Consider the following 19787-nt stretch of genomic DNA (forward strand, 5'->3'; position numbering starts at 1 on the left):
TCCAATGGGAAGGCGGAGAGACAGCCCCATGAACCTGACACCGCGCGAGAAGGACAAGCTTCTCGTGGCCATGGCCGCCATGGTGGCGCGCCGCCGGCTGGAGCGTGGCGTGAAGCTGAACCATCCCGAGGCGGTGGCCCTCATCACCGACTATGTGGTGGAAGGCGCCCGCGACGGACGCACCGTGGCCGAGCTGATGCGCGACGGCGCGACGGTGATAACCCGCGATCAGGTGATGGACGGCATCCCGGAGATGATCCACGAGATCCAGGTCGAGGCCACCTTCCCGGACGGCACCAAGCTCGTCACCGTCCACCAGCCGATTCGCTAAGGGGAAACCTCGATGAAACCCGGTGAAATCATCCCCGCCGCGGGCGAGATCGAACTCAACGCCGGCCGCGACACGGTGGAGCTGGACATCGCCAACGCCGGCGACCGCCCGATCCAGGTCGGCTCGCACTATCACTTCGCCGAGACCAACGAAGCACTGACCTTCAACCGCGAGAAGGCGCGCGGCTTCCGGCTGGACATCCCCGCCGGGACGGCGGTGCGTTTCGAGCCGGGGCAGACGCGGCGCGTGCGGCTGGTGGCCTATGCCGGCAACCGCGTGGTCATCGGTTTCAACGGCAAGGTCAACGGCAGCCTGTAAAGGGCGCCAGCGGAGGGGCATCAGACAATGGCGCATCGCATCGACCGGGCCGAATACGCGGCTCTCTACGGCCCCACCGTGGGCGACCGTGTCCGGCTGGCCGACACCGACCTGATCGTGGAGGTCGAGAAGGACCACACCGTCTATGGCGAGGAGGTCAAGTTCGGCGGCGGCAAGGTGATCCGCGACGGCATGGGGCAGGCCCAGACCTCGCGCCAGGGCGGCGCGGTGGACACGGTCATCACCAACGCGCTGATCATCGACCATTGGGGCATCGTCAAGGCCGACATCGGCATCATCGGCGGGCGCATCGCCGGCATCGGCAAGGCCGGCAACCCGGACGTCCAGCCGGGCGTGACCATCGTCGTCGGGCCGGGCACCGAGGTCATCGCGGGCGAGGGCAAGATCGTCACCGCCGGCGGCATCGACGCCCACATCCACTTCATCTGCCCGCAGCAGGTGGACGAGGCGCTGAACAGCGGCGTCACCACCATGCTGGGCGGCGGCACCGGCCCGGCGGCGGGCACGTCGGCCACCACCTGCACGCCGGGCCCGTGGCACATGGCCCGGATGCTCCAGGCGGCGGAAGGGCTGCCGATCAACTTGGGATTCTTCGGCAAGGGCAACGCCAGCCGTCCCGACGCGCTCTTGGAGCAGATCGCCGCCGGCGCCTGCGGCATGAAGCTGCACGAGGACTGGGGCACCACCCCGGCGGCCATCGACACCTGCCTGACGGTGGCGGAGGAGACGGACATCCAGGTGGCGATCCACACCGACACGCTGAACGAGTCGGGCTTCGTGGAGAACACCATCGCCGCCTTCAAGGGCCGCAACATCCACGCCTTCCACACCGAAGGGGCGGGCGGCGGCCACGCGCCGGACATCATCAAGGTGGCGGGTCTGCCCAACGTGCTGCCCAGCTCCACCAACCCGACGCGGCCCTTCACGGTGAACACGGTGGACGAGCATCTCGACATGCTCATGGTCTGCCACCACCTGTCGCCCCGCATTCCGGAGGACGTGGCCTTCGCCGAGAGCCGCATCCGGCGCGAGACCATCGCGGCGGAGGACATCCTGCACGACCTCGGCGTCTTCTCGATGCTGAGTTCGGACAGCCAGGCCATGGGCAGGGTCGGCGAGGTGATCATCCGCACCTGGCAGACCGCGCACAAGATGAAGGTCCAGCGCGGGCGTCTGGCCGAGGAGACGGGCGAGAACGACAACTTCCGCGTGAAGCGCTACGTCGCCAAATACACGATCAACCCGGCGCTGTCGCACGGCATCGCCCATGTCGTCGGCTCGGTCGAGGTCGGCAAGCTGGCCGATCTGGTCGTCTGGTCGCCGGCCTTCTTCGGCGTGAAGCCGGACATGGTGCTGAAGGCCGGGACCATCGCGGCGGCCCTGATGGGCGACCCCAACGCCTCCATCCCGACGCCGCAGCCGGTGCATTACCGCCCGATGTTCGGCGCCTACGGCCGGGCGATGCAGGCCAGCTCCCTGACCTTCGTCAGCAAGCTGTCGCTGGAGAACGAGGCGCTGCGCTCGCTCGGTCTGCGGCGTGAGCTGGTCGCGGTGACGGGGGTGCGGGCCATCGGCAAGAAGCAGATGATCCACAACGATTCCACACCCCACATCGAGGTCGATCCGGAAACCTACGAGGTGCGCGCCGACGGCCAGCTCCTGACCTGCGAGCCGGCGGACGTGCTGCCCATGGCGCAGCGGTACTTCCTGTTCTGAGTGTGGGGTGACGGGTTCGTGATTGGAGTCTTCGATTCCGGGCATGGCGGTCTGACGGTGCTGCGCGCGCTGGTGGCCGCCGCTCCCGGGCGTCCCTTCGTCTATCTCGGCGACCATGCCGCCGCTCCCTATGGTCCGCGCAGCGAGGAGGACATCTACCGCCTGACGGTCCAGGGGGTGGAGCGGCTGTTCGCCCAGGGCTGTGGGCTGGTCGTCCTGGCCTGCAACACGGCGGCGGCGGTGGCCCTACGGCGGATGCAGCGGACGTGGCTGCCCGTGGCCCATCCGGGCCGCAACGTGCTGGGCGTCCTGGTGCCGATGGTCGAGGCGATCACCCGCGTGCCCTGGATGCAGGACGGCCCCGCCGCCGACTGGCGTCCGGAGCCGCGGACCGTCGGCGTCTTCGCCACCCCGGCCACCGTCGCGTCGGGCTCCTTCCCGCGCGAGATCGGCAAGCGGGCACCCGACGTGCGTGTGGTGCAGCAGGCCTGCCCGGACCTCGTCCCGCTGATCGAGAGGGGGGCGGGGGACGCGGAGCTGGCTCCGGCGGTGCGCGGCTATGTGCGGGCGCTGCTGGAGCAGCTCGGCGGCCGGCCGCTGGACGCGGCGGTGCTCGGCTGCACCCATTACCCGCTGGTGGCGCATCTGTTCACGGAGGCGCTGCCGCCGGGGGTGGAGGTGCTGTGCCAGCCCAGCCTGGTCGCCCGGTCGCTGGACAATTACCTGGAGCGCCACCCCGAATACGCCCCGGCCCCAGTCCCGTCCGCTGGCGAGGCGCCGGGCGTCCTTCGTTTCTTCACCACGGGAGCGGCGGAACCGGTCGGCGCCCTCGCGGGACGTTTCTTCGGCCGGCCCACACCCTTCGAACGGCTTTCTCCATGACCGACACGCTCCGCCGCGCCATCCGAGTCCACGCCTGCGGCCATTGGCCCGCCGAGCGCGAGGCCGGCACGGTGACCCTCGCCTTCGACGACCGCCACCGGCGCCGCATGGTGATGAGGGACGATGCGGGGACCGATTTCCTGCTGGACCTGCCGCGCGCGGTCGCGCTCGACCACGGAGACGGGCTTGAACTGGGCGACGGCGCCTTCCTGCGCGTGGTCGCCGCCGACGAGGAGCTGATGGAGGTGCGCTGCGGCGGCGGGACGGAAGGCTTCGCCCGCATCGCCTGGCACCTCGGCAACCGCCACCTGCCGGTGCAGATCGTCGGCGAGACGATCCGTCTGCGCCGCGACCATGTGATCGAGGACATGCTGAAGGGGCTGGGGGCCAGCGTCACGGCCATCCACGCGCCCTTCGCGCCGGAGGGCGGGGCCTATTCGGGGCAGGGGCATTCGCATGGGCACGGGCACGGGCACGGCCATGATCATGGGCATGACCACGATCATGGTCATTCGCATTCCCACAGCCATAGCCACAGCCACTCCCATTCTCATGGGCATTCCCACGGTCATTCGCATGACTGAGGGCGCTTGCCCCCTCCCTAACCCTCCCCCGCTTCGCGAGGGAGGGGACTTGGCCCTCCCCTGCGCAGCGGGGGAGGGAGGGACCCGCCCAGCGGGGGGGTGGGGGCCCGTCTCGGCCACCCACCTCACCAAGCTCCTTGCCTGGCTGTCGCCGTCCTTCCCGGTCGGCGGCTTCTCCTACAGCCACGGCATCGAGGCGGCGGTGGAACAGGGCCTCGTCCGCGACCGCGACACGCTGACGCGCTGGATGGACGGCATCCTCCGCCACGGCGCCGGGCGCACTGACGGCATGCTGTTCGCCGCCGCCCACCGCGCCGTGCTGGCGGGCGACGAGGCGGGTTTCGCCTGGGCGGTCGAACGCGCCGACGCCATGCGCGCCTCTTCCGAGACCGCGCTGGAGAGCCGCGCGCAGGGGCAGGCCTTCCTGATCGCCGTGCGCGCCGCTTGGCCGCTGGAGGGGATGGAGCGCTGGGACCGGGTGATCGCCGACACCGGCCGCCCGGTTGCCTACGCCCTCGCCGTGGCGCTGGCCGCCGCGCTGATCGGCGTGCCGGAGGGGCCCGCCCTGTCGGCCTATCTGCACGCCTTCGCCGCCAACCTCGTCTCGGCCGGGGTGCGGCTGGTGCCGCTGGGGCAGACGGACGGGCAGAAGGCCCTGGCGGCGCTCGATTCCGTGGTGCACTCTGCGGCGGAGGCCGCGCTGGCCGCCCCGCTCGACGATCTGGGCAGCCGTGCCATGGCCGTCGATTGGACCTCCATGATCCACGAAACCCAATACACGAGGTTGTTCCGCTCATGACCGCCCCGATTTCCAAGAGCCATGGTGGCCCCCTGCGCGTGGGCATCGGCGGGCCGGTCGGCTCCGGCAAGACGGCGCTGACCGACGCGCTGTGCAAGCGCATGCGCGACGACTGGGAGGTCGCGGCGATCACCAACGATATCTATACCAAGGAGGACGCCGAGTTCCTTACCCGCTCCGGCGCGCTGAAGCCGGACCGGATCATGGGGGTGGAGACCGGCGGCTGCCCTCACACGGCGATCCGCGAGGATGCCTCGATCAACCTCGCCGCCGTCGACGAGATGAACCGCAAATTCCCGAACCTCGACCTGATCTTCGTGGAATCGGGCGGCGACAATCTGGCGGCCACCTTCTCGCCGGAACTGGCTGACCTGACCATCTACGTCATCGACGTATCGGCGGGCGACAAGATCCCGCGCAAGGGCGGGCCGGGCATCACCCGGTCGGACCTGCTGGTCATCAACAAGATCGACCTCGCCCCGCTGGTCGGCGCCAGCCTGGAGGTGATGGACCGCGACGCCAAGAAGATGCGCGGCGACCGGCCCTTCGTCTTCACCAACATCAAGACGGGGCAGGGGGTGGACGCGGTCCAGTCCTTCATCGTTCAGCGGGGCGGGTTGCCGCTTCCGGGCTGATCACTTCGCAGAAGAAGCATTCGCGGAACCTCCGTCTTGGCCGTGCTGTTTTCCCCGCGTGAGACGCACACGCACGGAAACCAAGCCGGAGGCACCCACGATGAAACGCCTGCTCCTCAGCGCCGCCATGATCGCGGGGGCGCTCGGGCCTTGGCCGGCACTCGCCGAGACCTGCCCGGAGGGGGTGAACCGGCTGGGCCAGCGCATCGGCGCGCTGGAGGCCGCCGGCAACCAGACTCCCGCCTCCATCAGCCCGCAGGAGATCGGCCAGCTCCGCGCCCTGCGCCAGACCGCCGAACGCGCCGGCCAGCGCGGCGGCGAGCCGGCCTGCCAGACCATCCTGGGCGAGGCCGACGCCCTGCTGCGCACGGTCGAGCACCCGCGCGTGGTCGCCGCCGACGACCTGTCCAAGGCCAAGCTGCACAACGCCAGCGGCGAGGAGATGGGCTCCATCTCGGAGCTGGTGGTCGATCCGAACACCGGGCGCGTCGCCTACGCAGTGGTCGAGGCCGGTGGCTTCCTCGGGCTCGGCGAGCGCAACTTCCCGGTTCCCTGGGCGCTGATCCAGCCGGCGCAGGCCGGCGACGGCTATGTCCTGAACGTGACCAAGGACCGGCTGACCGCGGCGCCGCAATTCACCCGCTCCAACCGTCCGGACATGTCGGACCGGCAATGGGCGGTGGCGTTGCACACCTACTACGGCGTCCAGCCCTATTGGATGCGTGACGGTGCCGCGCTCGCCGCGGTTGGTATGCCGGAGGGCGGTGCGGCGGGGACGCCGCAGCTCCAGTCGGAGGTGCAGCGCCTGTCGCAGGAGGTGGATCGGCTGAACCGCGAACTGTCGCAGGCCCGTACGCTGGCCGATACGGCCCGCAAGCCCGATGGAACGGCGCAGCCGGGCTCGTCCGGTTCGACCGGCGGGGCGCCGGCCCCAGACCAGGGCGGGCACCAGGGCGGGTCCACGCCGCCTACCCCGCAGCAGTGACCATAGAAAGAGATCGAGGAGAGCAGCGATGGCGATGACGAGCCAACAGGGCATGGGCAGCCGCGACGCGGCCCTGCCGGACGATCTCGAACGCATGATCAACGTTGGGCATACCGAGCGCTTGGTGTCGCTGGTCGGGGGCGGGCTTCTCGCCGTGCTCGGGCTCCGCCGCCCGACGGTCGCCGGGGCGGCGCTGGCGTTGGCCGGCGGCGCTCTGGTCGCCCGCGGGCTGACCGGCTATTGCCCGGCCAAGGCGATGATGGAGGATCTGGGCGGCCACGACGGAGCGGGCATCCCCGCCGCGGATGTGGAACCGGGCGTCCATCGCTATTCCCGCCATCCCGGCGACATCTACGACGATGCCGACGAAAAGGAGAAGGTGGACGAGGCGTCGATGGAATCCTTCCCGGCCAGCGATCCGCCGTCCTTCACGCCCGGCGCCGTTTGATCGTTTCTGGTCCCATAAATTCCGGTCCTCTCAAAAGGCCCCTCCGGAAGGTGGGGCCTTTGTTTTTATTGCGGTCCTCTTCATGAATACGCAAGAAAGAGGTATGGATTGCCGCGCCGGCCTTCGCGTCTTCGCTGTGTGAAGGCTGTGTTACGGATAAACAAAGCGATAATGTCGGTTATATTGCGACTTTAACAAGTTGCCTATGACCTTCGATTGCACTATGGTGCGTTGCACAATTCGAGTGATCCGATCTGGCGCACTCTGAATCCGGCCACCTTGCAATCCGGGAAAGCCAGCCTATGACCACGATCATCCCCGCCGCCGCCACTCTTGAAGGCAAGAAGGGCCTCGTGCTCGGCATCGCCAACGATCAGTCGATCGCGTGGGGCTGCGCCCGCGCCTTCCGCGCTCTGGGCGCGGATCTCGCGGTCAGCTACCTGAACGACAAGGCGAAGCGCTTCGTCGAGCCGCTGGCCCAGCAGCTCGAAGCGGAGATCTTCGAACCGGTGGACGTCACCGGCGAGGGTGAGCTGAAGGCCATCTTCGAGAAGATCGAGCAGAAGTGGGGCAAGCTGGACTTCGCGCTGCACTCCATCGCCTTCGCCCCGAAGGACGATCTGCACGGCCGCGTCGTCGATTGCTCGCGCGAGGGATTCCAGATGGCGATGGACGTGTCCTGCCATTCCTTCATCCGCATGGCCCGCTACGCGGAGCCGCTGATGAAGGACGGCGGTTCGCTGTTCACCATGTCCTATTTCGGTGCCAACCGCGTGATCGACAATTACGGCGTCATGGGTCCGGTGAAGGCCGCCCTGGAGGCCAGCGTGCGCTATCTTGCGTCCGAACTGGGTCCGAAGGGCATCCGCGTGCACGCCATCTCCCCCGGCCCGATCAAGACCCGCGCCGCCTCCGGCATCGCCCATTTCGACGAGCTGATGGAGAAGGCCGCGGAACGCGCGCCGGAGCAGCGTCTCGTCACCATCGAAGAGGTCGGCTACACCACGGCCTTCCTGGCGACGGACGGCGCCAAGGGCATCACCGGCAGCACCACCTATGTGGATTGCGGTTATTCGATCGTCGGCTGACCGGGCGGTGGTTCACCGATAAGTTGGGGCGGCTGATCGTCGCCTCATCTTCATAAAGTCGATGTGAAGGCAGGCGGAAACATGACGTTTCGCCTGCCTTTCCGCGTCTTTGTTTCGGTGCGGCAAAATGCCATGTGACAATCGTATGCGTTCGTTTTGTAAAAAATGCGCCCATAATGCAGGCAAAGGCCGCCGGTTGTGGAGTCGGCGGTAACAGGGGTCGCGGCGTCTGGTATTTACGGTTTTTTGACGGATTGCGCACCTTCATCTTCAGTTGCGCAGGTACGGCGCGCTTCCCTTCAATGCGGTGGCTTTCGGCGGAATTGCCCGGTGGCCGCGGAAGACAGGGTGCGGAGGGTTCATGGGTGTCATTACGTGGAGGCGGCAGCTCAGCGTCGGCCAGCCGTCCATCGATGAAGATCACAAGCACCTGATCGAGTATCTGAACGAACTGGACGCCGCGCTGAACTCGCGCAGCTTCATGCCCGTGCGTGTCGCCAAGATCCTCATGAAGCTGCTGGAATACACTCAGCAGCACTTCGCTCGCGAAGAAAAGATCATGCAGGCCGTGCATTACCCGAAGTTCGAGGAGCATGTCCGCCAGCATCAAGAGGCGGTGCGGACCTTGAGCGAACTGTCCGCGGTCTTCACGCGGGACCCGACGCATCAGAACGCCGAGCGGATCTACACCTTCACCGCGAACTGGCTGGTCCACCACATCATCATGCAGGACACGCAGCTGACGCCCTATGTGCGGGGCGTCTGGGTCTGATACCGAAGGCGCATGGCGTAGCCATGTGCGAAAGGGTCATACGGCCGGCCGATCATGGAACTGTTCATGCGCCGGCCGTATGAGGGCCGGGCAGGGCGTTACAGGAAGGCGCTGCGCCGCCGGCCGGTGGCGTTCTCCCATGCCCATTCGACGACGAGGCTTAGCAGCCGCTCCAGCGTCGGGCGCACCTGACGCGCCGACTCCTCGCGGAAGCCGAAGGGTGCCTCTTCGTCCATGTAGGTGAGTTGCGACAGTTCGAGCTGCACCGAGTGGATGTTGTCGGCGGGATTGCCGTAGCGGCGGGTGATGAAGCCACCCTTGAAGCGGCCGTTCTGCACGGAGGAAAAACGCCCGGTCGCGGTGAGCACGTTCATCACCCGGCCGACCAGCGCCGACGAGGCGCTGGTCCCTTCCGCCGTGCCCAGGCTGAAGTCCTGAATCTGCCCGTCGAAGAAACGCGGCACGCGCGATCGGATGGAATGGGCGTCGAACAGCACGGCCACGCCGAAGCGGTCCTTCAGCGCCTGAAGCTCGCCGTTGAGCTGATCGTGATAGGGGCGCCAATAGGCACCGATCCGCCGCTGCACCTCCGCCGCGTCCGGTTCCTGTCCCGGGTGGTACACCGGCTGGTGATCGAATGTGGTGAGCGGACAGAGTTCGGTGCTGCCGGCGCCGGGAGTGGAGCAGGCGTCCTCGGGATCGCGGTTCAGGTCGATCACGTAGCGCGAGAGAATGGGCTTCAGGAAGCCGACGCCCAGCGCCGGAGCGAAATGATAGAGGCGGTCGAGATGCCAATCCGTGTCCGGCACCGCCAGGGCGGAGTCGGTCATGGTGGCCGCGATGTCCGGCGGCACGACGGTGCCGACATGCGGGATGCTGAGCAGGACGGGGGTTTCCCCCGGCTGGAAGCGGAACGTCTCCATGCCAACACCCCTGGTTTCCTGGCCCGATTCGTCAAGCCATTCGTGCAACAACGGTTTGGTGCGCCGCAGCATAATCGGAACTATGCGGCGCAACCGGCATGGCGGTCAAATCCTATTGCGTATTTGTTATAAAGGCTTCAGCGGGTTGTGGCGGACGGGTCCGCCGCAACCGCCTTACGCCTCCAGATCCCCTTCGCTTTCCTCCGCCACATGGTCGACCATGTCCGACAGGACGCGCCGGATGTGCTCGTCGGTGATCAGGTAGAAGACGCGGTTGCCGCGCCGTTCCGCCTGGATCAGCCGTCCCGCCCGCAGCAGGCGGAGGTGATGGCTGACCAGGGATGGCGACAGGCCCAGAGCCGCCGCCATGTCGCCGACCGAGGTCGACGTGTCCAGGCAGGCCAGGATGATGCGCAGCCGGCTGGGGTCGCTCATCAGGCGGAACATGTCGGCCAGTTCGGTGGTCTGGTCTTCGGACAGGCGGAGATGCGCCGGCTTGTCCTTCGGTGCTGACCCTTTTTGCATGCCGCGTTGATTCCCGCTCGTAAGGTTTTTATCGGTGGTTGACGCTCTTACAAAGTATAGGCCGGAAGCCGCGTCAATCCCATAGGTCGGCCAAACGATGTCCGAAGTCGATTGGCGGTGGCCTCTTACGTATGGCCTATCGCTCGCCTGTTGACCTTGGACAAAGGCTCGGGAACAATTCGGCCACAAGCACGACGGTCTGGGACAAGGCCGCACAGGATGCCTTCAACGATCGAATGAACGGGATCGAATGAACGGTCGAACGAACGACCGAAACGGGCAGGATCGAGGGGGAGGACCGTCATGACGTCGCGCCGACAGGTTTTGCTGCCGCTCGCGCTGGCCCCGGTGGCCGGCTGGGCGATCTGGGCCGCCAACGCCAGCGAGCCCACGCATCCCGCCGGGCCGTTCCATCTGCCATTGGACGACACCACGGCCCTGTGGCGGGATCTGGTGCAGGTCCGTATGGAGGGACCTGCCGCCAACCCGGTCTTTCCGACCCGAGTCAAGGCGTTGGAGGGAACGCTGGTGACGGTGCGCGGTTTCATGGTGCCGCTGAGCGATGCGCCGTCCCACAACCGCTTCATCCTCGCCGCCAATCCCATTTCCTGCCCGGCCTGCCATCGGCCAAGCCCCTCCACGATGCTGCACGTCCACAGCCAGATCCCGGTCCGAGAATCGCAGGCCCCGGTGCTGATGACCGGCACGTTGCGGCTGAATCCTTTGGAGGGATTGTTCTACCGTCTCGACCGCGCTGAGCTGCGTTACGCCTGAACGTTGCGGATCGGATCGGTCATTCCTTTTTCCGGCGAGTCGTGAAATCCTGCCGCCTGTTCGAGTCGGGCGGGTGGCGGGGAACGCGTGGCCGGAAAGGGAGTGGCTCTGTGGCGGGCCGCCGGGTTGTTCCTGGCGCTCGTTCTCTATGGCCTGCTGAGCGCGCCGGCACCGGCGGAGATCCGCCCGGCGGAGGCGGTCATCGGTGCCCTGCTGGTGCTGGGTGTCGGGCTGCTGCGCCCCCTGTGCGTGGCGACGGGCCAGACGTTGCTGGAGCGTGGTTCGCCACCGTGGGAGATGCCCGCGGTGCTGGCGCTGGCGGTGCTGTTGTGGTGTCCCCTGATGCGCGGCGTATGGCTGGACTGGGCGCCGGGCGACATGGTGCGCGACGTGGTGCCGCTCCTTTACCTGTTCCTTCCCGTGCTTCTGGTGCCGTTGCTGCGCGCTGCCCCCGACCGGGCGGTGGGGCTGCTGGCCGGTGGTCTGGCGGTGGCCGGTGTGGGGTTCGCGCTGCGCTGGTGGAAGCAGGCGGAATGGGGGTTCGGCGCCGTCGGTGTCCGTGCGATGGCGGACGGCGGCGTCTATCTGCTGAACGCGCCGTCGGTCCTGTTCGCCGCCATCGCGCTGCCGGCCTTCGGAGTCGGGATGCTGACGCGCGGCGGGTGGCTGCGACGCGCCGCCGGTGTGGCCGCGATTCTGGGTGGCTTGCTGTGTCTGGTGGCGTTGGCCGGGGCGGTGCACCGGATGGCGCTCGGGCTTGCCGCGATTGCCTTCGCCGCCTTGGGGCTGTTGTGGCTGCGCCGGGCGCCGCTGGCCGTGCTGGGGGTGGGTGGGATAGCGCTGCTGTTGGCGACGCTTTTTCCAGAGGCGCTGCTCGGCGCCTTGGGGCAGGTGGCCGAGAAAACCCGGCTGGCCGGAGCGAACACCCGGTGGGAGGAGGCGGAAGCCGCGCTCGGGCAGGCGCTGTCCTCCCCGGCTGCCTTCCTGTTCGGGCAGGGTTGGGGGGCGCTTCTCGTCAATCCCGCGGTGGGCGGGTGGCGCGTGTCCTACACCCACACGCTCGTGACCTACGCTCTCGCCAAAACCGGTGTGGTCGGTCTGTGCGCCCTGATCGCCTATCTCGGCGGTCTTGCTCCGCGTGTGCTGGCGCTCCTGCGGTCCGATCCGGTGCTCGGCTGGGCGGTGTCGGGTCCGCTGCTGATGGCGCTTGGGGCGCACACCAGCTTCAAGTACCTCGACACCGGACTTCTCCTCACTCTGGCGGTGCTGGCGGCGGAGCGTGGGAAGCGGTTGCCGCCGCGCTGAAGGATATGCATACTTATGCGTGTCAAACCATTTTGGCGATTCTTCTTCCGTGGATTCACCGTCCATCCTGTTCGTCAACCGTGTGTTTCCTCCGGATAAGGGGGCGACCGGGCGTTGCGTGTTCGACGTGGCGGGGCGGATGGCGGCGATGGGCTGGCGGGTCACCGTTGTCGCGGACGGGTGCGGACCCAGCGATGCGCCGCCCGGCGTCGCCGTCCGCCGCACCGGCGGGGATGCTCCACTTGATGCAGGGGCGGTGAGCAGGGACCCGCGGCTGACCGCCCGCGGCTATCTCGCCGCCGCGGTTCGGCTGATTCAACGGGCGTTGCGCCTGCCGCGGCACGACGTCGTGGTGACCATGACCGACCCGCCGCTGCTGGCCTGTGCCGGACCGCTGATCGCCGCCCGCCATGGCGCGGCGTCCATTCATTGGAGCCAGGATGTGTTTCCGGCGTTGCTGCCGGTGCTTGGCATCCGCATGCCGGAACCGCTGACGCGGATGACGGAGCGGGCGAGTGTTCGGGCGCTTCGCCGCCATGACGCGGTGGTCGCCATCGGGCGCTGCATGGCCGGGCGGCTGGCGGCGGCGGGGGTGTCGGCGGAACGGATCACCGTCCTGCCGAACTGGCCCGATCCGCGCATCCGGCCGGTGCCGCGCGCGGACAACCCGTTCCGGCGGGAGCATGGGCTGGGCGGCCGTTTCACTGTGGCCTATTCGGGAAACATGGGGCTCGCCCACCCGATGGACGCCCTGCTGGAGGCGGCGGCTCTGCTGGCGCGCAGCGATCCCGCTCTTGCGATTCTGTTGATCGGGGAGGGGCGGCGGCGGGCCGCCATTGCGGAGGCGGTGGAGCGGCGCGGGCTGACGAACGTCCGGATGCTGCCGCTCCAGCCGCCGGACCGGCTGGCTGAAAGCCTGTCCGCCGCCGATCTGCATCTGGCGACCATGGACCCGCGGGCTGAAGGGCTGCTGGTGCCCAGCAAGGTGGCCGGCGCGCTGGCGGCCGGCCGGCCTTGCCTGTTCCTGGGGCCGGCGGGCAGCGATGCGGCGGCCATGGTGGAGGGCTGCGGGCAAAGGCTGGCACCGGACGACGCGGCGGGTCTGGCCGCTGCGATTCGCATCTACGCCCGTGATCCGGCACTGCGCGCGGCGCATGGGGCAAGGGCGCTGACCGTTGCATCGGCTTGGGACGCCGCCGCCGCGGCCCGGCGGTTCACGGCGCTGGCCGAGACGCTGCACCAGGAGAGGCTGCGCGGCGCATCCGTTCCGACCGGGCGGAGCCTGCCCCATGCCTGACGGAATGCCGCTGCGCCGCTCCCCGGTGGAGGTCGAGGCGGTGGAAACGGGGCTGCGGTTGCGCCGATTCCTCCGGACGATGCGGGAGGGTTGGCCGATCCTGTTCATCGGCACGGCGCTGGGCGTGGTGGCGTCCGTGACCGCCTTGCGGCTGGTGGTTCCCCAATACACCGCGGTGATGGTGATCGGGCCGACCGCCCGCGTCGGTGCGGCGGCCATGGGGGCGCGGCTGCCCGTTCTGATCGGCCGGGAGGCCGCCGCCGCCGCGTCGGAACCCGGTCCGGGGGACGAGATCCTTTCGGATTTCGCGCGTTATCTCCAGCTGTTCACCTCCATCCCGGTGGCGGAGCGGCTGATGGCCGATCCGCTGCTGCTGCGCGGCCTGTTCCCTGACCGCTGGGACGGGGAGGCGGGGAATTGGCGCCCCGCGCCCGGTCCCATGGCGTCCGCCAAGCGGACGTTCCTCGCGCTCGTCGGCCGGTCGGACTGGGTGGAACCCGACGCGGAGCGGGTGGCGAGCGCCCTTCAGGACCGGCTCACCATCGACATGGTGGGCAGCGGGCCGATGCGGCGGCTGCGCCTTCGCCACGCCGACCGTGCCATGGCGCTGCGGATTCTGTCCGCCGCCGCCCAGGCGACCGACGCCCATCTGCGGGCGGAAGCGTCCCGGCGAAGCGCCGCCCAGATCGCCCACGCCCGTGCCCGGCTGGCCGGGATCACCGTGGCGGAGCACCGCCAAGCCCTTGCCGACCTGCTGTCGGAGCAGGAACGGATCGCCATGATGATCGAGGTCGATCTGCCGCTGGCGGCGGACGCCATCGAACCCCCCGCCGCGGCGCAGCGCCCGGATTGGCCGAATCCCCTGCGCGTGGTTCCCGTGGCGGCGTTGGTGGGGCTAATGGCCGGGGCGCTCGCCGTCGGCCTGCGGCGCCTGTGGCGGGCCGGCGGCGAGGCAACACCGTGATTCCCGTGTCGGTCGTGGTGATGACCCGCAACGAGGCGGCCAACCTTCCCCACTGTCTGTCCGCCCTGGGACGTTTCGCCGAGCGCTTCGTGGTGGACAGCGGCAGCACCGACGGAACGCCGGCCATCGCCGAGGCGGCGGGCGCGCGGGTCGTGCCCTTCCGGTGGGACGGGCGATATCCCAAGAAGAAGCAATGGTGCCTGGACCAACTGCCGTTCCGCCAGGATTGGGTCCTGTTCGTCGATGCCGACGAGCGGCTCGGCGGTGCGCTGGTGGAGGAGATCGCCGCGCTGATGAGCGCGGGGCCGCGGCATGCCGGCTACTTCATCGATGGCCATCCGGTGTTTCTCGGCCGGCGCCTGCGCTTCGGCGCGCGTAACCGGAAACTCGTCCTGTTTGACCGCCGGAAGGCGCACTTCCCGACCGTGCCCGACCTCGACGTGGCCACCATGTGGGAGGTAGAGGGCCATTATCAGCCGGTGATCGCCGGCACCGTCGGACGGCTGCGCCACAGCCTGACCCATGCCGACGACAAACCGATCGCGGCGTGGTTCGAGCGGCACGCCCGTTACGCCGATTGGGAGGCGGCGTTGCGGTCGGATGGACGGATGGCGGATCTGATCGGGCGGGAATCCGGCGCGCGCCGTTGGCTGAAGGCTTGCTTGGGCATGATCCCGGCCCGTCCGCTCCTGGTCTTTCTGTATGGGTATGTCTGGCGTTTGGGGTTCCTGGACGGCGGTCCGGGGTTCCAACACGCGCTGGCGCGGGCGTTTTACTATTGGCAGATCGGCCTGAAGATCGCGGACGCGAGGCGGCGTGCCGAACCTCCCGCGCCCACCGATGACTGAGGGTCGAACGAGGGTGCCGTGACTTACACCGCCTCGTCCAGGGCGCGCTCGCCGCCCAGCGCCTTGAGAAGGTCGAAGGTGCGCTTGCGCACCGAGGAGTCTTCGATGCGGTAATAGGCCCGGACCAGTTCGAGGGTCTCGCGGCGGGCCATCGACTCGAACTCTTCCGTTTCGGACGGCGGAAGGTCGGGCGACGGGGTGGCGATGTGCTCCGGCGAGGGCATGTCTTCGAAGAAGTAGCTGACCGGGACGCCCAGAACCTGTGACAGATTGAACAGGCGGCTGGCGCTGATGCGGTTGGACCCGCGCTCGTACTTCTGGAGCTGCTGGAAGGTGATGCCCACCGCCTCGCCCAGCTTCTCCTGGCTCAGACCGAGCAGGGTCCGGCGCAGCCGCAGCCGGGCGCCGACATGGATGTCGATGGGGTTGGGACCCTCGCCACGGCGTGACAGCGTGTGGGCGGGCGATAGCTTGGATTTCGTGGCACTCATAATAGACCCTCAGTATGGAGGTGGTCGGCGCCACCAGGGAAATTGGTTAGGTCAGAAAGTAAATTCTATGCAACTTTTCGTGCGCATCAACAGCTAGATGCGTGAAACAGTCGTCAAAGCTTATGAAAGAAACGATCGTTCATTTGGTGAGAAACGATATTTCGCGTAAAGCCATGGAATTGTTTGGCGCAAGGTAAGGGCAAGCCATTGTAATCCCCATAATGTTGCGTTGGCCGATCGGCCCAGCCCAAGCAGCTCGCGACGGATGATCGCCTGCTCCCGCCGGCCGCGCGCCGGGTCCTTCTGCGACCGCCCGCCGGTGGCGAATACGCATACCGGAAGTGGCAAGCGGTGCGCCGGGTCCCCTTGCTTGAGGACCGTCACGGTGAACGCATAATCGGCGGCCAGCGTGTGGCGCAGATCGAATCGGACGTTGGACAGGGCGGCCAACCGGTAGACCATGGCTTGGTGATGCGTGAACATGCCCAGCAGGGCGCGGTAGTGCGACCGTGCCGGCTTCACGACCAGACGTCCGCCGGGAAGCTCCTCCACCGCATCCCCGTAGAACAGGCCGGTATCCGGACTTGCGGTCAGGATGGGATAAAGCCGCTCCAGAACCCGATCGTCGGCCAGCCGGTCGCCGGCGTTGAGAAACAGGACATGGCTGCAAGAGGGCCCGCAGGAGGGCGACCGTTCGGCAATGGCGTCCAGCGCGGTGTTCATGGCGTCGTACAGGCCGCGGTCGGGGGATGAGCGCCACCAGACGGCTTCGTTCCCATGGCGGGCCAGCCAGCGCGCCGTCCCGTCGGTGGACGCGCCGTCCGCCACGAACCAGTCGTAGGCCGCGATGGTCTGGGCGCGCAGGCTGGCGCGGGTGGCGAGCAGGCCGGGCAGGTCGTCGCGGACCACGGTGACCACGGCCAACCGGACCGTTCCCGTGTTGCCCGTCACTCGGAGATCACCGCGATGGCCGCCGCCGAGATGGCGAGCTGGCCGAGGATGGTGCCCATGCTCTTGGAGAACTCCATCAGATCGAATGGCTTCGGATCGCGCGGCACCACGATGGACGAGCCGGGCGGGATCGCCGTGACGGTGTGGTTCCAGGAGGAGAGGGACAGCGGCTGCGCCCTCCCATCCGGCAGAACCAGGAAGATGCGGGCGTCGTCGGCGTTGCGGCTCGCTCCGCCCGCCTCCCGCAGATAGGCTTCGGCGGTCTTGCCGCTGACGAACTGCGCGGCGGTCGGGTGCTGAACCTCCCCGGTCACGGTGACGGTGAGGGGACGTTTCGGAATCAGGATGCGGTCGTCGGGCTCCAGGAGCACGTCCAGTTCCGGCCGCTGGCGCAGCACCAGGGGGTCGGCCTCGACGACGATGCGGCCCAGCGGTTCCACGCCGCGCAGCTGGGTCGCCAGTTGCCGGGCCAGCCCGACCACGTCCGAGCGCGCGGCTTCGCCCTTCTCGACCTCCTGCACCATCCAGCGTTCCAGGTCGCGGGCCTGCTGGTCGAACCAGGCGCGCTCGCGCTTGCGCTCGCTGTCGCGCAGGAAGCTGGTTCCGGCGGGATAGGCTTCCTCCGTCAGGCCGCCGGCCCGGTCGATCAGCGATGACAGTGTCTCGCCGCGCGCGACGTCGTAAGTGCCGGGACGCCGCACCGCACCGGAAATGGTGACCGCACGCGCTTCCAGCGCCTGGGGCTTGGGGTTGACGCGCAGGCTGTCGCCCGGATGCAGCGCCGTCCGGGCCGACAAGCCCTCGCGGAGGTCCAGGCGTCGGCGCTGACCGGTGGTGGTGGTGATTTCCAGGCTGGCGAGATCGGCGGTCGCGGCGGGGCCGCCGGCGGTCGCCAGAAGGGCGTCGACGGTCGCCGTCTCCGCCACGGGATAGGTGCCGGGGGCGCGCACGGCGCCACGCACCTGCACCCCGCGTTCCCGCACCAGCGCCGCCACGTCGTCGGGGAGCGGGGGGCCGGCGTCGGGTGGTCTGGCATCGGCCGGGGGCGTCTCGGGCTTGCCGTCCTTGTCCGATGGGCCGGTCAGCGCACGGACCTCGGCGAAGGAGAGCAGGCGCACCCGATCACCGTCGGCGAGCGCGCGGTTGGCCTGTCCGGAGGCCACCTCCTGCGGCGAAAAGGGAAGCAGTCGATGGGCGAGGGTGCGGCGGTCGAAGCGCTCGATGACGCCGAGCAGGGGATAGACGTCCCGCTTCAGCGCATCGCCGCCGGTCAAGGCGTCGCGCAGCGTGGCGCCCCCAGCCAGGGGACGGACGCCGGGTCGGCGGGCATGGCCGGTGAGCTCATAGACGGGCTCGTCCGGTTCCACAATGGAACCCGCCGCCACCGGACGGTGCTGCGATGCGCCGCCGACAGGGGGATCGTAAGCGCCGGACTCCGGTCCGCCCGCGGCAAGCGCCAGCTCCGCGGCGGCACCTCGTCCGGCGGAGGGGTAGAAGCCGGGGCGGGGAACGCCGCCCAACAGCAGGGTGGAGTGCTCCAGCGCGAAGACGAGCAGGTCGGGGACGGCTTCGAACAGGGGCGGGCAGGGGGTGCGTCCACCGGTCAGCCGTGCCGCCGCCCGCGCCTGCGGACCGTTGGCGAGCGGCCCGTCCGGCTGCGCCGTCAGGGCGCGGGCCAGGACCACCAGGCCGCGGCACCCGTCCGGGGCGGGCTCGCGCGCGCCGCGCAGCAGGTCCAGCACCGGTTCGGAGGTCAGGAAGTCCACATCGTCCGCCCCCAGCACATAAAGAACGTCGCTCTCGGCCAGGCGGCGGCGGTCGCGGCCGCTGAGCACCGCTCCCAGGTCGACCGGTTGCAGGACGCGCGCGCGATTGCCCGGATGAATGGAGGCGAGCACCGCGAAGGGAAGATAAGGCGCCGGCCCCAGATCGGCCGTCGAGACCAGCGCCCCGATGGTCGGGGTGCGCTCCAACGCACGGGCGCCGGGCCGCAGGACATGGCCATCCAGCCGCAGGTCGCCGCCCCGATCCTCGCGGCGGGGTGCCAGCAGCAGCAGGTCGCCGTCGCCCAGTTGAACGGCATCCGTGTCGAACAGCTCCTCCGCCCGCTCCTCGCCGTTCGGGCCGATGGCGTAGCGGAGCGCCCGATGCGCGCCGGGCCGCAGCAGGCCCCCGGCCATCTCCTTCGCGACGGCGATCGGCAGGCGGTCCTCGCCGGGGGGAAGCTCGTAGACGCCGGGGCGCTTCAGCGGGCCGGCCAGCGCCACCGTCGGGCCGAGCGGCGGCACGAAGACGCGGTCGCCGTCGCGCAACCGGATGCCCGCGTTCGCGTCGTCCCCGGTCATGAACAGGTCGTACAGATCGATGGGCAACCCGGTCGAAGGGGGGCTTGCCGCGGCTTGCGCATGATACAGGCGGATGCGACGGAGCGAGCCGCCGCGGGTGACGCCGCCGGCAGCGGTCAGCGCGTCGATCAGCGTAGCGAAGGCACCGATCTCCTGGCGGCCCGGACGGGCCACGGCGCCGGTCACCAGGACGCCGATCCGCCGGATTTCCGTCACCGAGACGTACACCTCGGTGTTTGGAAAGGACGCCGTCACGGCGTCGGCCAACTGGGCGCGGAGGTCCGCGAGGGTCAGGCCCTGGGCCACGACGGGCCGCACGTCGTCGACGGTCAGCAGCCCCGCCCCGTCGATGATGTGGCGCTTGCTGGAGGATTTCTGGCCGCGCAGGGACACCAGAAGCTCGTCGCCCGGCCCCAGCGTGTAGTCCGCCTGCACGCCGCCCGATCCGTCCCGACGCGGCGGGTCCTGGCCGAACTGGTCATAGCCGAACTGGAGAAGGGCGGAGCCGGCCCGCTCGCTGTAGGCGGCCTCGATCGGTGACGGGGCGTCCGGGCCGGGACCGGGGCGGGTGGCGCCCGCGCGCGGTGTCGGGAGGGCCTGGGAAGAGGGCGTTGCCGGGCGGGCGGGCGGCGCCGGGGAAGCCGGTTCGGCGGCCGATGCGGCGAGCGATGCGGCGGGCACCCAGACCATCAGCGCCGCCAGAGGCACCAATAGGGCGAAGATTCTGCGCACGGAGTCACACATCGATGGTGCTGGCACCGTTGTCCGTTTCCGTATTGGCCGTC

At 68.9% G+C, this 19787-nt stretch carries 21 protein-coding genes; 16 read left to right on the forward strand and 5 right to left on the reverse strand.

Translation table 11 applies throughout. The features are described 5' to 3' along the window. The first annotated feature begins 28 nt into the window (after positions 1-28). The 11 genes from JJL56_RS16965 (at position 29) to JJL56_RS17015 (ending at position 8579) form a co-directional block, all read left to right on the forward strand. A complete protein-coding gene (locus tag JJL56_RS16965; RefSeq protein WP_014240308.1) occupies positions 29-331 on the forward strand; it encodes an urease subunit gamma in 303 nt (100 codons plus the stop codon). A 12-nt stretch (positions 332-343) separates the two neighbouring features. Further along, complete coding sequence (locus JJL56_RS16970) at positions 344-649, forward strand: urease subunit beta (protein ID WP_200485723.1); 306 nt, start codon at positions 344-346, stop codon at positions 647-649. Between the two features lie 27 nt (positions 650-676). After that, positions 677-2386 carry an urease subunit alpha gene (gene ureC, locus JJL56_RS16975; RefSeq protein WP_094306278.1) on the forward strand — a complete coding sequence of 570 codons (1710 nt, stop codon included), beginning with the start codon at positions 677-679 and terminating at the stop codon, positions 2384-2386. An 18-nt stretch (positions 2387-2404) separates the two neighbouring features. After that, positions 2405-3268 carry a glutamate racemase gene (gene murI / locus JJL56_RS16980; RefSeq protein ID WP_200485724.1) on the forward strand — a complete coding sequence of 288 codons (864 nt, stop codon included), beginning with the start codon at positions 2405-2407 and terminating at the stop codon, positions 3266-3268. Then, positions 3265-3852: an urease accessory protein UreE gene (locus tag JJL56_RS16985; RefSeq protein ID WP_200485725.1), complete on the forward strand. Its 588-nt coding sequence runs from the start codon at positions 3265-3267 to the stop codon at positions 3850-3852. Before murI ends, JJL56_RS16985 begins: the two co-directional genes overlap by 4 nt. A 49-nt stretch (positions 3853-3901) precedes the next feature. Next, positions 3902-4651 (forward strand): urease accessory protein UreF, encoded by a 750-nt coding sequence (locus JJL56_RS16990; RefSeq protein ID WP_425599136.1) that lies wholly within the window; start codon positions 3902-3904, stop codon positions 4649-4651. Continuing rightward, positions 4648-5286 carry an urease accessory protein UreG gene (gene ureG, locus JJL56_RS16995; protein WP_014240314.1) on the forward strand — a complete coding sequence of 213 codons (639 nt, stop codon included), beginning with the start codon at positions 4648-4650 and terminating at the stop codon, positions 5284-5286. Before JJL56_RS16990 ends, ureG begins: the two co-directional genes overlap by 4 nt. A gap of 100 nt (positions 5287-5386) precedes the next feature. Then, positions 5387-6271, forward strand: a complete 885-nt coding sequence (locus JJL56_RS17000; protein ID WP_200485726.1) for a PRC-barrel domain-containing protein — start codon at positions 5387-5389, stop codon at positions 6269-6271. Positions 6272-6299: 28 nt separating this feature from the next. Beyond that, on the forward strand, positions 6300-6719 hold the full coding sequence (locus JJL56_RS17005) for a YgaP-like transmembrane domain (RefSeq protein WP_145626561.1): 420 nt from the start codon (positions 6300-6302) through the stop codon (positions 6717-6719). A 302-nt stretch (positions 6720-7021) separates the two neighbouring features. Beyond that, positions 7022-7807 (forward strand): enoyl-ACP reductase FabI, encoded by a 786-nt coding sequence (gene fabI, locus JJL56_RS17010; protein WP_145626562.1) that lies wholly within the window; start codon positions 7022-7024, stop codon positions 7805-7807. Positions 7808-8168: 361 nt separating this feature from the next. After that, on the forward strand, positions 8169-8579 hold the full coding sequence (locus JJL56_RS17015; protein ID WP_200485727.1) for a bacteriohemerythrin: 411 nt from the start codon (positions 8169-8171) through the stop codon (positions 8577-8579). 98 nt (positions 8580-8677) lie between these two features. Here the strand turns inward: JJL56_RS17015 and hutG are convergent, their stop codons facing one another. Then, positions 8678-9502, reverse strand: a complete 825-nt coding sequence (hutG, locus tag JJL56_RS17020; RefSeq protein ID WP_200485728.1) for an N-formylglutamate deformylase — start codon at positions 9500-9502, stop codon at positions 8678-8680. 174 nt (positions 9503-9676) lie between these two features. Beyond that, positions 9677-10027, reverse strand: coding sequence for an ArsR/SmtB family transcription factor (locus JJL56_RS17025; RefSeq protein ID WP_014240322.1), 351 nt, complete (start codon positions 10025-10027; stop codon positions 9677-9679). Positions 10028-10330: 303 nt separating this feature from the next. Here JJL56_RS17025 and JJL56_RS17030 point away from each other — a divergent pair, with 303 nt between their 5' ends. From JJL56_RS17030 to JJL56_RS17050, 5 genes are all read left to right on the forward strand, one after another. Continuing rightward, positions 10331-10801: a DUF3299 domain-containing protein gene (locus JJL56_RS17030; protein ID WP_145626564.1), complete on the forward strand. Its 471-nt coding sequence runs from the start codon at positions 10331-10333 to the stop codon at positions 10799-10801. A 102-nt stretch (positions 10802-10903) separates the two neighbouring features. Further along, on the forward strand, positions 10904-12106 hold the full coding sequence (locus JJL56_RS17035) for a hypothetical protein (protein WP_200485729.1): 1203 nt from the start codon (positions 10904-10906) through the stop codon (positions 12104-12106). A gap of 49 nt (positions 12107-12155) precedes the next feature. Next, positions 12156-13403: a glycosyltransferase family 4 protein gene (locus tag JJL56_RS17040; RefSeq protein WP_345772596.1), complete on the forward strand. Its 1248-nt coding sequence runs from the start codon at positions 12156-12158 to the stop codon at positions 13401-13403. Further along, positions 13396-14367, forward strand: coding sequence for a GumC domain-containing protein (locus tag JJL56_RS17045; RefSeq protein ID WP_247891117.1), 972 nt, complete (start codon positions 13396-13398; stop codon positions 14365-14367). Before JJL56_RS17040 ends, JJL56_RS17045 begins: the two co-directional genes overlap by 8 nt. After that, positions 14364-15215: a glycosyltransferase gene (locus tag JJL56_RS17050; RefSeq protein WP_200485731.1), complete on the forward strand. Its 852-nt coding sequence runs from the start codon at positions 14364-14366 to the stop codon at positions 15213-15215. The genes JJL56_RS17045 and JJL56_RS17050 overlap by 4 nt, the downstream gene beginning before the upstream one ends. Before the next feature lie 23 nt (positions 15216-15238). Here the strand turns inward: JJL56_RS17050 and JJL56_RS17055 are convergent, their stop codons facing one another. The 3 genes from JJL56_RS17055 to JJL56_RS17065 form a co-directional block, all read right to left on the reverse strand. Then, a complete protein-coding gene (locus JJL56_RS17055) occupies positions 15239-15706 on the reverse strand; it encodes a helix-turn-helix domain-containing protein (RefSeq protein ID WP_145626568.1) in 468 nt (155 codons plus the stop codon). A gap of 120 nt (positions 15707-15826) precedes the next feature. Next, the gene (locus tag JJL56_RS17060) at positions 15827-16657 is read right to left on the reverse strand and encodes a glycosyltransferase family protein (RefSeq protein ID WP_200485732.1); all 831 of its coding nucleotides are present in this window, start codon (positions 16655-16657) and stop codon (positions 15827-15829) included. Further along, positions 16654-19734 (reverse strand): SLBB domain-containing protein, encoded by a 3081-nt coding sequence (locus JJL56_RS17065; protein ID WP_345772597.1) that lies wholly within the window; start codon positions 19732-19734, stop codon positions 16654-16656. Before JJL56_RS17065 ends, JJL56_RS17060 begins: the two co-directional genes overlap by 4 nt. Between the last annotated feature and the right edge of the window lie 53 nt (positions 19735-19787).

This window comes from Azospirillum aestuarii, assembly GCF_016632405.1.
Taxonomy (GTDB): domain Bacteria; phylum Pseudomonadota; class Alphaproteobacteria; order Azospirillales; family Azospirillaceae; genus Azospirillum; species Azospirillum aestuarii.